This is a genomic window from Ramlibacter sp., assembly GCF_035554825.1.
GTDB lineage: Bacteria > Pseudomonadota > Gammaproteobacteria > Burkholderiales > Burkholderiaceae_C > Ramlibacter.
The window spans coordinates 15,756-29,754 of sequence record NZ_DATMHS010000169.1 but is presented as its reverse complement, the minus strand read 5'-3'; the positions used below and the strand labels follow the sequence as shown (position 1 = coordinate 29,754).

The window sequence follows — 13,999 nt, the reverse complement described above, 5'->3', positions numbered from 1 at the left end:
GACGCCCGTGCCGGCAATGCCGGTGTGGACCTCGAGCCCCCATTCGCGCAGCAACTCGGCCACCTTCTCCGAGGTGCGGTGTTCCTCGAACCCGAGTTCCGGATGCGCGTGGATGTCGCGCCGCAGCGCGACGAATTGCGAAATATCGGCGAAGCCGTCGACAAGTTTCATGGTTGGTGGATATCTAACGATCGGCTCCCTCTCCCCCTCGGGGAAGAGGGATGGGGAGAGGGGGTTCCTGAGACAGGCAATGCCTTTCAGGGCCCGCTGGGCCCTAGAAAGGCAGCTTTGGCATGCCGCCCTTGCCGCCGAGCCCACCCATCCTCTTCATCATCTTCATCAAGCCGCCGCCCTTCATCTTCTTCATCATCCCCTGCATCTGCTCGAACTCGTTGAGCAGGCGGTTGACTTCCTGGACGTGGACGCCGGCGCCGGCCGCGATGCGGCGCTTGCGGGTGGCCTTGATCAGTTCGGGCTTGCGCCGCTCCAGCGGCGTCATGCTCTGGATGATCCCTTCCTTGCGCCGGATGTCGCGCTCGGCCTTGTCCATGTCGACCTGGCCGGCCTTGGCCTGCATCTGGGCCGGCAGCTTGTCCATCAGGGTGGACAGGCCGCCCATGCTCTTCATCTGCTGCAACTGCGCCAGGAAGTCGCTCAGGTCGAAGCCGGCGCCGCTCTTGACCTTGGCCGCGAGCTTCTGCGCGGCTTCCATGTCCACGCCCGCGGTGACCTGCTCCACCAGGGCGACGATGTCGCCCATGCCGAGGATCCGGCCGGCATGGCGCTCGGCATCGAACACCTCCAGCCCGTCGAGCTTCTCGCTGACGCCGGCGAACTTGATCGGCGCGCCCGTGATCTGCCGCACCGAGAGCGCCGCGCCGCCGCGCGAGTCGCCGTCCATCTTGGTCAGCACGATGCCGGTGAGCGGCAGCGCCTCCTTGAACGCCTTGGCGGTGTTCACGGCGTCCTGGCCCTGCATCGCGTCGACGACGAACAGCGTCTCCACCGGATGCACCGCCGCATGCAGTTCCTTGATCTCGCGCATCAGCGCCTCGTCGATCGCCAGCCGGCCGGCGGTATCGACCAGCAGCACGTCGAAATACTGGCGCTTGGCGTGGTCGAGCGCCGCCCGGGCGATCTCCACCGGCTTCTGGTCCGGCGAGCTGGGGAACCATTCGGCGCCGGCCTGCGCCGTCACCGTCTTGAGCTGCTCGATGGCGGCCGGCCGGTACACGTCGCCCGACACCGTGAGCACCTTCTTGCGGCGCTTCTCGATCAGGTACTTGGCCAGCTTGGCGGTGGTCGTGGTCTTGCCCGAGCCCTGCAGGCCGGCCATCAGGATCACCGCCGGCGGCTGGGCCTGCAGGTTGATGTCGCTGACGCCCTCGCCCATGGTGGCCGCCAGCTCGCGGTTGACGATGCCGATCAGGGCCTGGCCGGGCGAGAGCGAGCCCAGGACTTCCTGGCCCAGCGCCTTCTCCTTGACGCGGGCAATGAAATCGCGCACCACCGGCAGGGCGACGTCGGCCTCCAGCAGGGCCATGCGCACCTCGCGCAGCATGTCCTGCACGTTCGACTCGGTGATGCGGGCCTGGCCCCGCAACTCCTTGGTGAGCCGGGAGAGTCTTTCGGTGAGGGAGGAAGCCATCGGGATTGCTCTGGGACAACCGGCGCGGCGCGCCGCAGCTTCGCGTCGCAGTCAAGCACGGCTAAACTGTGGACCCATGATTCTAGCGAGTGCGCCCTTTCCCAGTGTGGTGCTCACGCTGGCAGCCGCCGCGGCGTACGCAGTGCCGGCGGCCGGCGCGGGCCGCCTCTCCGACCGCGCCGCGCGCACCGCCTTGCTGCTGGGGTGGCTGCTCCACGCGATCGTGCTGGCGCTGGGCATGTTCGGAACGCCGCCGCGCTTCGGGTTCGCGCCCGCGATTTCGATCACGGCTTGGCTGGTGCTGACCGTCTACGCCATCGAACGGCAGATGTTTCCTAAGCTCGAGGCACGCTGGGCCCTCGCCGGGCTGGGCTCGTTCGCCGTGCTGCTGCCCCTGGTGTTTCCGGGCAGCGAACTGCACGTGAAAACCTCGCCCTGGGCGCCGCTGCACTGGGCCCTGGGCCTGTCGTCGTACGGGCTGTTCGCCGCCGCGGTCGTCCACGCCTGGCTGATGACCCGCGCCGAGCGCAGCATCCGCCATGCCGCCGATCCCCAGGCCGGGGTGCCGCTGCTGACGCTGGAGCGGCTCACCTTCCGCTTCGCGACGGCGGGTTTCATCCTGCTGTCGGCCACGCTGCTGGCGGGGCTGGTGTTCAGCGAGCTGCTGTACGGGCCCGGGCACGTCGTGCGCTGGGACCACAAGACGGTGTTCTCGATCCTGGCCTGGCTCGTCTTCGCCTGGCTGCTGCTCGGGCGCGCCCGCTTCGGCTGGCGCGGGCGCAAGGCCGTGCGCGTGCTGTACGTCGGCTCGCTGCTGCTGCTGCTGGCCTACGCCGGCTCGCGCTTCGTGATGGAAGTCGTCCTCAAGCGGCCGGCATGAAGTACCTGCTGCTGATCGCCATCGTGCTGCTGGTGGCCTGGCTGTGGCGCGGCAACCGGCAGCAGGACCGCGCCACGGGCGGCAGCGCCGCCCGCCGGCCGCCTCAGGTCGCCCAGCAGGAGATGATCGAGTGCCCGGTGTGCTCGGTGCACGTGCCGCGCTCGGATGCGCTGCCCGGCCCCGACGGCCAGTTCTACTGCTGCGCCGAACACCGCTCGCGGGCCGCCGGTTGACGCCGTGAAGCTGGTCTCCGACTTCGCCCCCCTGCCCGCCGCCGCCGAGCTCACCCAGGATTCCGCCTTCGCGCGCCTGTGGCGCGCCTTCATGACGGCGCGCGTCGGGATCGCGCTGGTGCTGCTGGCGCTGCTGGCCGCGCTGCACCTGCTGGCGCCGGCCTTCAATGTCAGCGGCTGGCTGGTGGCGCTCGGTTTCACCTACCTGGCCGCGGTCGTGGCGGTGCGGCTGTTCACCCGGCCGCGGCCGCCGGGCTCCTCGTTCGACCCGCAGTGGGTGTCGACGATCGGCATCGACCTCGTGGCGTTCGCCACGCTGCAGTTCCTGCAGGCCGGCGGCATCAACTATTCGCCGCTGTTCGCGTTGCCGGTGCTGATGGGATCGGTGCTGGGCTCGACCCTGCTCGCGCTCGGCACCGCCGCCGGCGTGACGCTGCTGCTGCTGACCGACGCCTGGGTGCTGTCGCTCCATGCCCCCGACGACAGCGCGACCCGCTTCCTGCAGGCCGCCCTGACCGGCACCGGCTACTTCGCCTTGTCGCTGCTGGTGAACCAGATGGCGGTGCGGCTGTCGCGCGAAGAGCACGCGGCCCGCCAGGGCCAGCGCGCGGCCCGGGCCCAGGCGCAAGTGAACCAGCTGGTGATCGAGACGCTCTCGGACGGCGTGCTGGTGGTGGATGCGAAATGGCGCGTGCACGCCGCCAATCCCGCGGCGCAGGCGCTGCTCGGACTGCCGCACGCCGGCCCGGGCGTCGAATTCGCGCTGTCGGGACAGCCCGCCTGGGAGCCCCTGGCCGCGCTGGCACGGACCACCTTCCGCGAGCGCACGCCGCAGTCGGCCGACATCGCGATGTCGCTGGTGGGCGACGAGACGCGGCGCCTGCACGTGCGCTCCCGCCTGACCAACCCCGACTCGTCCCAGTTCGCCAGCCTGTGCGTGATGTTCGTGCAGGACCTGCGCGAACTGGAGGGGCGGCTGCGCACCGAGAAACTCGCGGCCATGGGCCGCATGTCGGCGGCCGTCGCCCACGAGATCCGCAATCCGCTGGCGGCGATCGCGCAGGCGAACGCGCTGATGGACGAAGACCTGCGCGAGCCCGCGTTGCGCCAGCTCAGCGCGCTGGTGCGAAAGAACACGCAGCGGCTGGCGCAGATCGTCGACGAGATTCTCAACGTGGCGCAGAACCAGCCCGGCGACCGCGCCGCTGCGCCGCGGATGGAACTCGATCCCGCGGTGGCCGGCGTGTGCGGCGACTGGGCGATGCAGACCCGCAGCAGCGAGCGCCTGCAGGTGGCGCTGGGCGCGCCCGGCGCGCGCGTGCGCTTCGAGGCGCCGCACCTGCGGCGGGTGCTGGTGAACCTGCTGGACAACGCCTTGCGCTATGCCGGCGGGCAGCCCGACTCGATCCGGGTCGCCACCGCGCTCGCCGAGGGCCAGCCCGTGCTGACGGTGTGGAGCGACGGCGCGCCCCTGTCCGCCAGCGTGGAGCAGCGCCTGTTCGAGCCCTTCTTCTCGTCGGAGAGCCGCTCCAGCGGCCTGGGCCTCTACATCTGCCGCGAGCTGTGCGAGCGGCACGGCGCCGCCATCGGCTATCGCCGGCGCGCCGCCGGCTCCGGGGCGCATGCGCGCGAAGGCAACGAATTCTTCGTGAGCTTCGGTCCGGCGCGCTCCAAGCTTGCCGGCGCGGCGCCTTTTGACACAATGGCCGCCTGATGTCCGCCACGGTTCCGCCCCACCAGGTCCTGGTCGTCGACGACGAACCGGACCTGCGCACGCTGTACGAGCTCACGCTGCTGCGCGAGGGCTACCGGGTGGAAGCCGCCGGCAGCCTGGCCGAAGCCTGGCAGCACCTCGAGGGGCGCCGGTTCGATGCCGTGATCACCGACATGCGGCTGCCCGACGGCCTGGGGCTGGAACTGCTGCACGGGATGGCAGCGCAGCAGCGCGGCGAACGCTGCGTCGTCATGACGGCCTACGGCTCGGCGGAGAACGCCGTGGAAGCGCTCAAGGCCGGCGCCTTCGACTACCTGACCAAGCCGGTCGACCTCAAGCAGTTCCGGTCCGTCGTCGCCTCCGCGATCCAGGAAAGCGCGGCGCCGGCGCGAGCGGCCCGCGGCGCCGGGCCGGCCCGCGCCGCCGCGAACGGGGAATGCCCCGCCACCGCCGCCGCCGCGCTGCAGCGGCTGGTCGGCGAATCGCAGGCGATGCGGCAGGTCAAGGAGCGCGTCGCCAAGGTGGCGCGCAGCATGGCGCCAGTGCTGGTGCGCGGCGAGTCGGGCACCGGCAAGGAACTGGTGGCGCGAGCGGTCCACGCCTGCAGCCACCGCGCCGAAGGCCCGTTCATCGCCGTCAACTGCAGCGCGATCCCCGAAGCGCTGCTGGAGGCGGAGTTCTTCGGCGCGAAGAAAGGCTCCTACACCGGCGCCCACCAGGATCGCGAAGGCTATTTCCAGGCCGCCCGTGGCGGCACGCTGTTTCTCGACGAGATCGGCGACCTGCCGCTGCCGATGCAGTCGAAACTGCTGCGCGCGATCCAGGAGCGCCAGGTGCGCGCGCTCGGCTCGACCCAGGAAGACGCCGTGGACGTGCGCATCGTCAGCGCCACCCACAAGGACCTCGCCGCCGAGGTGCGGGCCGAGCGCTTCCGGCAGGACCTGTTCTACCGGCTCAACGTGATCGAGATCCTGGTGCCGCCCCTGCGCGAGCGGCGCGAGGACCTGCCGACGCTGTGCGAATCGCTGCTGGCACGCATCGCCCAGGAGTCGGGCCTGCCGGTGCCGGTGCTCGCGCCCGCCGTGCTGCAGCAGCTGTGCGAGCACCCGCTGGCCGGCAATGTGCGCGAACTCGAGAACCTGTTGCACCGCGCGGTCGCCCTGAGCGACGGGCAGGCCTTGCAGGTGGATTTCGCGCCCACCACCGCGAGGTCGGCCGAGGCCCGCGAGCCGGCGGCGCCGCCGGCCGAGGGCGTGCCTGCCGACCTGCAGGCCTGGCTGGACCAGCAAGAGCGCGAGATCCTGGTGAAGGCGCTGCAGGAAAGCGGCTTCAACCGCACCGCGGCCGCGCAGCGCCTGGGCCTGAGCCTGCGGCAGATCCGCTACCGCATCGCCCGGCTCGCGATCACGGCGCCCGGCGACGACGCCCATGACGAACCCGCCTGACGCGCCCTCGGCGCTGTGGCAGGACGGCTGGTACCGCTTTGCGCGCCGGCTGGCGTCGCCCAACTGCAACGCCAGGCCGGCCGGCGCGCAGGTCGACCTGATCGTCGTGCACTCGATCAGCCTGCCGCCCGGCGAATATGGCGGGGATCAGGTGCAGCGGTTGTTCACGAACACCCTCGACTGGAATGCCCACCCTTACTACAAGGGCATCGAGGGCCTGAGCGTCTCGTCGCACTTCTACATCCGCCGCCACGGCGAACTGTGGCAATTCGTCAGCTGCGACGACCGCGCATGGCACGCGGGGCTGTCACAATACCGCGGCCGCGCGAACTGCAACGACGATTCGATCGGCATCGAACTCGAGGGCCTGGAAGGCCGGGCGTTCGAGCCGGCGCAGTACGAGGCGCTCGGCGCCTTGTGCGCGGCGATCGGCCAGCGCTACCCGGTCCAGCACATCGCGGGCCACGAACACATCGCTCCGGGGCGCAAGCGCGACCCGGGCGCCGGCTTCGACTGGCAGCTGCTGCGACGCAGCCTGCCGTGGCCGGCAGGGTGTTTCCCCGACTAGCCGGCGGCGCCACGCCGCGGCGCGCCGCCATGCTGCGGCGCAGCGATTCGCTTGACGCGAAAACGCTACAGGTAGCGCATTGTCATCTCATCACACACTAGATATAGTGCCAACCTTCCACTGCCCTGGCGCGGCGCAGTGGCCAAGCCAGGACCGGCAGCAACACCGGCCTGATTTCTCCAAGAAGTTGAAAGGGATCCCATGCAAACAGCCGTGAGCACACCATCCACCGCAAGCAGCGCCTTGCCGCCGACAGTCGGCGCTTCGGCCGGCAGCATGGCGCCGAGCGCCCTCGCCCACTACCAGATCATCCGCCGCAACGGCGCGGTGGTCCCGTTCGAGCCGCACAAGATCGCCATCGCCATGATGAAGGCGTTCCTCGCGGTGCACGGCACCCAGGGCGCCGCTTCGGCCAGCGTCCGCGAGACGGTGGACCAGCTGACGCAGGCCGTGGTGCGCGCGCTGATGCGCTCGCGCCCCGGCGGCGGCACCTTCCACATCGAGGACGTGCAGGACCAGGTGGAACTGGGCCTCATGCGCGGCGGCCATCACGACATCGCCCGCGCCTACGTGCTGTACCGCGACCGCCGCGCGCAGGAACGGGCGCGCCAGGGCACCGTCGAGACCCCCGCGGCGCCGGTGCTGCACGTGCTCGACGGCGGCCAGCGCGTGCCGCTCGACCTCGACCACCTGAAACACCTGATCGAGTCCGCCTGCCAGGGCCTGTCGGCCGACGTTAAGTCCGACCCCATCGTCGCCGAGACCATGCGCAACCTGTACGACGGCGTGCCCATGGACGAGGTCTACAAGGCCTCGATCCTGGCGGCCCGGACGCTGATCGAGAAGGATCCGGACTACACCTACGCCACGGCGCGCCTGCTGCTGCACACGATCTTCAAGGAAGTGCTCGGGCGCGACCTGGCGCCGGCCGACATGGCCGGCAGCTACCCCGACTACTTCCCGGGCTTCATCAAGCGCGGCGTCGACGCCGAACTGCTCGACGAGAAGCTGCTGCAGTACGACCTGAAGCGCCTGGGCGCAGCGCTCAAGGCCGAGCGCGACCACCAGTTCGACTACCTGGGCCTGCAGACGCTGTACGACCGCTACTTCCTGCATGTCCGCAAGACCCGCATCGAACTGCCCCAGGCCTTCTTCATGCGCGTCGCCATGGGCCTGGCGCTGAACGAGATCGACCGCGAAGCGCGCGCCATCGAGTTCTACGAGGTGCTGTCGAGCTTCGATTTCATGTCCAGCACGCCGACGCTGTTCAACAGCGGCACCCTGCGCTCCCAGCTGTCCTCGTGCTACCTGACGACGGTGCCCGACGACCTGGACGGCATCTACGAGTCGATCAAGGAAAACGCGCTGCTGTCGAAGTTCGCCGGCGGGCTCGGCAACGACTGGACCCGCGTGCGGGCGCTGGGTTCGCACATCAAGGGCACCAACGGCGAATCGCAGGGCGTGGTCCCGTTCCTCAAGGTGGTCAACGACACCGCCGTCGCCGTGAATCAGGGCGGCAAGCGCAAGGGCGCCGTCTGCACCTACCTGGAAACCTGGCACCTGGACGTCGAGGAATTCCTGGAACTGCGCAAGAACACCGGCGACGACCGCCGCCGCACCCACGACATGAACACGGCCAACTGGATCCCGGACCTGTTCATGCGCCGGGTCGCCGAGCAGGGCGAGTGGACGCTGTTCTCGCCGTCCAACGTGCCGGACCTGCACGACCTGATCGGCGCCGACTTCGAGCGCGCCTACGTCGCCTACGAAGAGAAGGCCAGGCGCGGCGAGATCAAGCCGAGCCGCACCATCCGGGCCGTGGACCTCTGGCGCAAGATGCTCAGCATGCTGTTCGAGACCGGGCACCCCTGGATCACGTTCAAGGACGCCTGCAACGTCCGCTCGCCGCAGCAGCACGTCGGCGTGGTGCACTCGTCGAACCTGTGCACCGAGATCACGCTGAACACCAGCGACACCGAAACGGCGGTGTGCAACCTGGGCTCGGTGAACCTGCTCAACCACGTCAAGAGCGACGCCGCGGGCGCCGCCGTGCTCGATCACGAGAAGCTGCGCCGTACCGTCACCACGGCGATGCGCATGCTGGACAACGTCATCGACATCAACTACTACGCCGTCAAGAAGGCGCGCGACGCGAACATGCGCCACCGCCCGGTCGGCCTGGGCGTGATGGGTTTTCAGGACGCGCTGTACCAGCTGCGCATCCCGTACGCCTCGCAGGAGGCGGTGGAGTTCGCCGACCGCTCGATGGAAGCCGTCTGCTACCACGCGTACTGGGCCTCGACCGAGCTGGCGCGCGAGCGCGGCCGCTACTCCAGCTACCGGGGTTCGCTGTGGGACCGCGGCATCCTGCCGCTGGACAGCCTGGACCTGCTGCAGCAGCAGCGCGGCGGCTGGGTCGAGGTCGACCGGTCGAGCACCCTCGACTGGGATGCCCTGCGCCAGAAGATCGCCCGCGACGGCATGCGCAACTCCAATTGCGTGGCGATCGCGCCGACGGCGACGATCTCCAACATCATCGGCGTGGACGCCTCGATCGAGCCGTGCTTCGGCAACCTGTCGGTCAAGTCCAACCTGTCCGGCGAGTTCACCGTCATCAACCAGTACCTGGTGCGCGACCTGAAGCGCCTGGGGCTGTGGGACGAAGTGATGGTCATGGACCTGAAGCATTTCGACGGCTCGCTGCGGCCGATCGACCGCGTGCCGCAAGAGGTCAAGTCGCTCTACGCCACCGCGTTCGAGATCGAGCCCCAGTGGCTGGTGGAAGCCGCCGCGCGCCGCCAGAAGTGGATCGACCAGGCGCAGTCGCTCAATATCTATATGGCGGGCGCCTCCGGCAAGAAGCTGCACGACACCTACACGCTGGCGTGGCTGCGCGGGCTGAAGACGACGTACTACCTGCGCACGACCAGCGCCACGCACGCCGAGAAGTCGACGGTGCAGTCCGGCCGGCTCAACGCGGTGGCGAACGACGCCGGCGGCGGCATGAGCGCGCTCGACGCCGCGGCCGCCGCGGCACGCACGCAGATCGACGCCGCCACCGCGCAGCCGGCGGACGCGACGCCGGCGACGGACATCAAGTTCTGCGCCATCGACGATCCGTCGTGCGAGGCCTGTCAGTAATCGAGCGATGTGTCGGCGTTCTCCGACAGAACGCCGATGCAATTGAGCAACACAATCCGGCAGCGACGCGAATGGGCGCTTTGCATTTCGCAATCACTGCTTCCATAATCCGCACATTGGAAAACTTATGTTGACCTGGGACGAAGAAGTCAAGCCCATTTCGCCAGCATCGAACAACGGCTCGTTTCCGAGCCGGGTGACGCCGTCACCCGCTTCGCCAGTTTCCGCCGTCCCCCAGCTCGCCGCCGTCACGCCGATGGCGCCGATCACCACGCGCGCGGCACAGCCGACGAGCGCACGCCGCGTCAACGCCGCCGACAAGCGCATCATCAACGGCCAGACCGACGTCAACCAGCTGGTCCCCTTCAAATACAAGTGGGCCTGGGAAAAGTACCTGGCCACCTGCAGCAACCACTGGATGCCGCAGGAGATCAACATGACGCGCGACATCGCCCTCTGGAAAGACCCCAACGGTCTGTCGGAGGACGAGCGCCGCATCATCAAGCGCAACCTCGGCTTCTTCGTGACGGCCGACTCCCTGGCCGCCAACAACATCGTGCTTGGCACCTACCGCCACATCACGGCGCCGGAGTGCCGCCAGTTCCTGCTGCGCCAGGCGTTCGAGGAAGCGATCCACACCCACGCCTACCAGTACATCGTCGAGTCGCTGGGCCTGGACGAGTCGGAGATCTTCAACGCCTACAACGAGGTGCCGTCGATCCGCGACAAGGACCAGTTCCTGATCCCCTTCATCGAGGCGATCATGGATCCGAACTTCCACACCGGCACGCCGGAGAACGACCAGACGCTGCTGAAGTCGCTGATCGTGTTCGCCTGCCTGATGGAAGGGATGTTCTTCTACGTCGGCTTCACGCAGATCCTGGCGCTCGGCCGCCAGAACAAGATGACGGGCGCCGCGGAGCAGTACCAGTACATCCTGCGCGACGAGTCGATGCACTGCAACTTCGGCATCGATCTGATCAACCAGCTCAAGCTGGAGAACCCGCAGCTGTGGACCGCCCAGTTCAAGGCCGAGATCAAGGCGCTGTTCCTGAAGGCCGTCGAACTCGAATACCGCTATGCCGAGGACACCATGCCGCGCGGCGTGCTGGGCCTCAATGCCTCCATGTTCAAGGGCTACCTGCGCTACATCGCGAACCGCCGCGCCACGCAGATCGGCCTCGAGGCGCTCTTCCCGAACGAGGAAAACCCGTTCCCCTGGATGAGCGAGATGATTGATCTGAAGAAGGAACGCAACTTCTTCGAAACCCGCGTGATCGAGTACCAGACCGGCGGCGCGCTGAGCTGGGACTGACACGCACGGGGGAAGGAACAACCGGATGCCGACCATGCCGCAAGATGCATGGCGCCGTCCGGCTTACGGTGTTCATGGAGCTGGGCTGCGGCCCAACTTCATGGATCGCTTCGTGCAACCAACAGGCATGGAGCGCTTCATTGGTTGATGTTTGATCAACTTGAACAGGAGATAGCAATGGCAACTGCGAAGAAGACGACGGCGAAGAAGGCCGCAACGAAACGCCCGGCAGCCAAGAAGGCCGCCGCCAAGAAGGCCCCGGCCAAGAAGGTCGCGGCGAAGAAGGCCCCGGCCAAGAAGGCTGCGGCGAAGCGTCCGGTCGCCAAGAAGGCGGCCGCGAAGCGTCCGGCGGCGAAGAAAGCCGCCGCGAAGCGCCCGGCAGCCAAGAAGGCGGCGGCGAAGCGCCCGGCCGCCAAGAAGGCGGCGGCGAAGAAGACGACGGCAAAGAAGTCCGCCGCCAAGAAGACCACGGCGAAGAAGGCCGCCGCGAAGCGCCCCGCCGCGAAAAAAGCGGCGAAAAAGGCCCCGGCGAAAAAGGCTGCGAAAGCGCCGGCTGCGAAGCCCGCGGCAAGTGCAGCGCCCGCGGCCCCGGCAGCCCCTGCGGCTCAGACCACTCTGAACCCGCAAGCCGCTTGGCCCTTCCCGACCGCGAGCAAGCCCTAAGACACAGCAGTTCGTGTCTGAAAACCCGGCGTCGAAAGATGCCGGGTTTTTTCTTTTTGGCGAGGCGCATTGCCAAATGGCCGAGCATCCGTGTCAATTGGCCGTGGCATTGTCGAATTCAGCGGCTGTGCTCGTCCGGGTCGGCATTGCACATTCGACGCACCATCCGCATGGAGGAATTTCGCGCTTGTTGCGCTGACCCCCGCGCCGCCGCGAATCGTCCCACAATGGGCCGCTTCGCCCGTCCGCATTGCCATGCCGTCCCCCGGTTCGCCGTCCGCCCGCCTGGCGCCGCGCCGCATCGAACGCAGCCCGCACGCGCGGCGGGTATGGCTGTTCGGCGCCGGCGCCGACCGGGCGCGCCATGTTGCCATGACCCAGTGCGGCGCCGACGTGCTGGTGCATGACCTGGAAGATCTCACCCTGCCCGAGCGCCGCGCCGAGGCGCGCACCCTCGCCGCCGGCCTGTACCAGTGCTGGCGCGACGCGGGCGCCCTGGTTGGCGTGCGCATCAACCCGCTGGACGGCGTGGGCCACATCGACCTGCAGTCGGTGCTGCCAGCGCGTCCGGACCTGATCGTCTATCCGAAGGTGGCGAGCGCGCACCACGTGCGCGCGCTGGACGTGGCCGTCACCACGCATGAGGCGGCACTGGGCATCGAACGCGGAGCCACCGAAATCGTGCCGGTCTGCGAAACCGCACTCGGCATCGTCAATGTCCGCGAGATCGCCGGCGCCAGCGCGCGCGTTCGATGCGCGCTGCTCGGCTCCGAGCACCTGGCCGCCGACCTCGGCGCGGATCGCACCCGCGACGGCGTCGAGCTGGCCTATGCGCGCCGGCGCTTCGTGCTCGAGTGCCGCGCCGCTGCGGTCGAGCCGGTCGATGCGGCCGCCGCGTTCAGCGAAGTCGAAACCGTGGTGGCCGAAGCGCGCGAGGCGCGGCGACTGGGCTATCACACCAAGACCGTGCTCCAGCCCGAGCATGTCCGGCCGGTGCGGGCGGCGCTCGCGCCAACGCCGCTGGAGGTGGCGCACGCCAGGCGCGTGGTGACCGCGTTCGAGACGGCGCGCCGGCGCGGCGAGCAGCGCGTGCAGGTGGACGGCCTGTGGATCGACCAGCCGCAGTACCTCAACGCGCGGCGCCTGCTGGACGACGCATGACGCCGGCCGCGCCGCGCCAGGTCGAGTTGTTCGCCGCCGCGCCCGTCCTGCCCGAAGGCATGGTGTATCGGCGCGAGTTCCTCAGCCGCGACGAAGAAGCGCATCTGGTGCGGACCGCGGCCTCGCTGCCGCTGCGCGAGATGAACTACAAGGGGTACACGGCGCGCCGGCGGGTCGCGAGCTACGGCGGCGCCTACGATTTCGACGCCAACCGGCTGCAAGCGGCCCAGCCGCTGCCGGCGCCACTGGAGCCGCTGCGCGCCAGGGTCGCCGCCTGGCTGGGCGTCGAGCCGGAAGCGTTCACCCAGGCGCTGGTCGCCGAATACCGCCCGGGCACGCCGCTCGGCTGGCACCGCGACGTGCCGGATTTCGAGGACGTCGTCGGCGTGTCCTTGCTGGCCGATGCGATCATGCGGTTTCGGCCCTACCCGCCCGAAGCGCCGAAGAAGAGCGATGTGCTCAAGGTGGTGGTGGAACCGCGCTCGGTCTACCTGCTGCGCGGCCCTTCGCGCTGGGCATGGCAGCACAGCGTGGCCCCGACCGAGGCGCTGCGCTACTCGATCACCTTCCGCACCCCACGCCAGCGCGCGCGAGCCTAACGCCCCTCGGCCAGCGCCATGCGGCGGCGCAGCCGCTGCGCTTCGTCGGTCGCACCGGCCTGCTCCGCCCGCATCGCCTGCACGCCGAGCCAGGCCAGCAGCGGCCGCCGCCAGCCTTGTGCCGACGCGGTATCGCTCGCCAGTGCCAGCAGTTCGGGGCTGGCGCGGCCGCTGCGAAACAGCACGCCGGCGGCAACGAGCCGGGACAGCGGATCGGCGATGGCTTGCACCTCTGCGGCGCCCGCGGCGGCCTGCGCCACGGCCCGATGCTGGGGTGGCAGCAAGGCAGCTTGCCCGGGTGCGAGGCGCCCCGCCAGGTAGTCCGCATAGGCACGCTCCGCGGCCGGGGCGTCGACGCGCAACGGCTCGAAGCCATCGCATGGGTCGAGCACGAGGCTGGCGACGAACGCCGCGCAGCGGGTCAGTTCGGCGCGGGCCGCGAGGCCGGCCTGGCCGGTGCTCGCCAGCTCGGCCCGCGCGCGCGCGAACTCCGCGGCGGCGGCGCGGTCGCTGCCGCTCATGAAGTTCGAAACGTAGCGCTGCAAGCCGTCGTGGGCGTTCATCTGCCAGTCCGGCGCCGGCGGCTTGCTGCCGCAGCCCGCCAGCAACGCGAGCGCACCAGCCATCAACAG

The 13,999-nt window shown here is 69.2% G+C and carries 12 protein-coding genes and 1 pseudogene; 10 read left to right on the top strand and 3 right to left on the bottom strand.

Annotation, left to right across the window (positions count from 1 at the left end):
- Positions 1–171 (bottom strand): annotated as a pseudogene (locus tag VNT59_RS20445) (amidohydrolase); the annotation flags it as partial.
- Positions 172–274: 103 nt separating this feature from the next.
- Positions 275–1,648, bottom strand: coding sequence for a signal recognition particle protein (ffh, locus tag VNT59_RS20440; RefSeq protein ID WP_325501566.1), 1,374 nt, complete (start codon positions 1,646–1,648; stop codon positions 275–277).
- A 76-nt stretch (positions 1,649–1,724) separates the two neighbouring features.
- Between ffh and VNT59_RS20435 the strand changes: the two genes are divergently transcribed.
- From VNT59_RS20435 to VNT59_RS20390, 10 genes are all read left to right on the top strand, one after another.
- The gene (locus VNT59_RS20435; RefSeq protein WP_325501564.1) at positions 1,725–2,528 is read left to right on the top strand and encodes a cytochrome C assembly family protein; all 804 of its coding nucleotides are present in this window, start codon (positions 1,725–1,727) and stop codon (positions 2,526–2,528) included.
- Positions 2,525–2,761: a PP0621 family protein gene (locus VNT59_RS20430; protein WP_325501562.1), complete on the top strand. Its 237-nt coding sequence runs from the start codon at positions 2,525–2,527 to the stop codon at positions 2,759–2,761. Before VNT59_RS20435 ends, VNT59_RS20430 begins: the two co-directional genes overlap by 4 nt.
- A gap of 4 nt (positions 2,762–2,765) precedes the next feature.
- The gene (locus tag VNT59_RS20425; RefSeq protein ID WP_325501560.1) at positions 2,766–4,475 is read left to right on the top strand and encodes a sensor histidine kinase; all 1,710 of its coding nucleotides are present in this window, start codon (positions 2,766–2,768) and stop codon (positions 4,473–4,475) included.
- Positions 4,475–5,920: a sigma-54 dependent transcriptional regulator gene (locus tag VNT59_RS20420; RefSeq protein ID WP_325501558.1), complete on the top strand. Its 1,446-nt coding sequence runs from the start codon at positions 4,475–4,477 to the stop codon at positions 5,918–5,920. Before VNT59_RS20425 ends, VNT59_RS20420 begins: the two co-directional genes overlap by 1 nt.
- Positions 5,904–6,488 carry a 1,6-anhydro-N-acetylmuramyl-L-alanine amidase AmpD gene (ampD, locus tag VNT59_RS20415; protein WP_325501556.1) on the top strand — a complete coding sequence of 195 codons (585 nt, stop codon included), beginning with the start codon at positions 5,904–5,906 and terminating at the stop codon, positions 6,486–6,488. The genes VNT59_RS20420 and ampD overlap by 17 nt, the downstream gene beginning before the upstream one ends.
- A 201-nt stretch (positions 6,489–6,689) precedes the next feature.
- A complete protein-coding gene (locus VNT59_RS20410) occupies positions 6,690–9,629 on the top strand; it encodes a ribonucleoside-diphosphate reductase subunit alpha (protein WP_325501554.1) in 2,940 nt (979 codons plus the stop codon).
- 127 nt (positions 9,630–9,756) lie between these two features.
- Positions 9,757–10,944, top strand: a complete 1,188-nt coding sequence (locus VNT59_RS20405; protein WP_325501552.1) for a ribonucleotide-diphosphate reductase subunit beta — start codon at positions 9,757–9,759, stop codon at positions 10,942–10,944.
- A gap of 177 nt (positions 10,945–11,121) precedes the next feature.
- A complete protein-coding gene (locus VNT59_RS20400; protein ID WP_325501551.1) occupies positions 11,122–11,607 on the top strand; it encodes a histone H1-like DNA-binding protein in 486 nt (161 codons plus the stop codon).
- A 255-nt stretch (positions 11,608–11,862) separates the two neighbouring features.
- Positions 11,863–12,768 (top strand): CoA ester lyase, encoded by a 906-nt coding sequence (locus VNT59_RS20395; protein ID WP_325501549.1) that lies wholly within the window; start codon positions 11,863–11,865, stop codon positions 12,766–12,768.
- Positions 12,765–13,367 (top strand): alpha-ketoglutarate-dependent dioxygenase AlkB, encoded by a 603-nt coding sequence (locus tag VNT59_RS20390; protein WP_325501547.1) that lies wholly within the window; start codon positions 12,765–12,767, stop codon positions 13,365–13,367. The genes VNT59_RS20395 and VNT59_RS20390 overlap by 4 nt, the downstream gene beginning before the upstream one ends.
- Here VNT59_RS20390 and VNT59_RS20385 read toward each other — a convergent pair.
- The gene (locus tag VNT59_RS20385) at positions 13,364–13,993 is read right to left on the bottom strand and encodes a hypothetical protein (protein WP_325501545.1); all 630 of its coding nucleotides are present in this window, start codon (positions 13,991–13,993) and stop codon (positions 13,364–13,366) included. The two genes, VNT59_RS20390 and VNT59_RS20385, sit on opposite strands and share 4 nt — an antisense overlap.
- Positions 13,994–13,999: the final 6 nt, after the last annotated feature.

Bases quoted from the DNA above. Each gene is read 5' to 3' on its own strand.
- VNT59_RS20390 (WP_325501547.1), top strand. From the start codon at position 12,765: ATGACGCCGGCCGCGCCGCGCCAGGTCGAGTTGTTCGCCGCCGCGCCC.
- ffh (WP_325501566.1), bottom strand. From the start codon at position 1,648: ATGGCTTCCTCCCTCACCGAAAGACTCTCCCGGCTCACCAAGGAGTTG.
- ampD (WP_325501556.1), top strand. From the start codon at position 5,904: ATGACGAACCCGCCTGACGCGCCCTCGGCGCTGTGGCAGGACGGCTGG.
- VNT59_RS20405 (WP_325501552.1), top strand. From the start codon at position 9,757: ATGTTGACCTGGGACGAAGAAGTCAAGCCCATTTCGCCAGCATCGAAC.
- VNT59_RS20420 (WP_325501558.1), top strand. From the start codon at position 4,475: ATGTCCGCCACGGTTCCGCCCCACCAGGTCCTGGTCGTCGACGACGAA.
- VNT59_RS20435 (WP_325501564.1), top strand. From the start codon at position 1,725: ATGATTCTAGCGAGTGCGCCCTTTCCCAGTGTGGTGCTCACGCTGGCA.
- VNT59_RS20395 (WP_325501549.1), top strand. From the start codon at position 11,863: ATGCCGTCCCCCGGTTCGCCGTCCGCCCGCCTGGCGCCGCGCCGCATC.
- VNT59_RS20385 (WP_325501545.1), bottom strand. From the start codon at position 13,993: ATGGCTGGTGCGCTCGCGTTGCTGGCGGGCTGCGGCAGCAAGCCGCCG.
- VNT59_RS20410 (WP_325501554.1), top strand. From the start codon at position 6,690: ATGCAAACAGCCGTGAGCACACCATCCACCGCAAGCAGCGCCTTGCCG.
- VNT59_RS20430 (WP_325501562.1), top strand. From the start codon at position 2,525: ATGAAGTACCTGCTGCTGATCGCCATCGTGCTGCTGGTGGCCTGGCTG.
- VNT59_RS20400 (WP_325501551.1), top strand. From the start codon at position 11,122: ATGGCAACTGCGAAGAAGACGACGGCGAAGAAGGCCGCAACGAAACGC.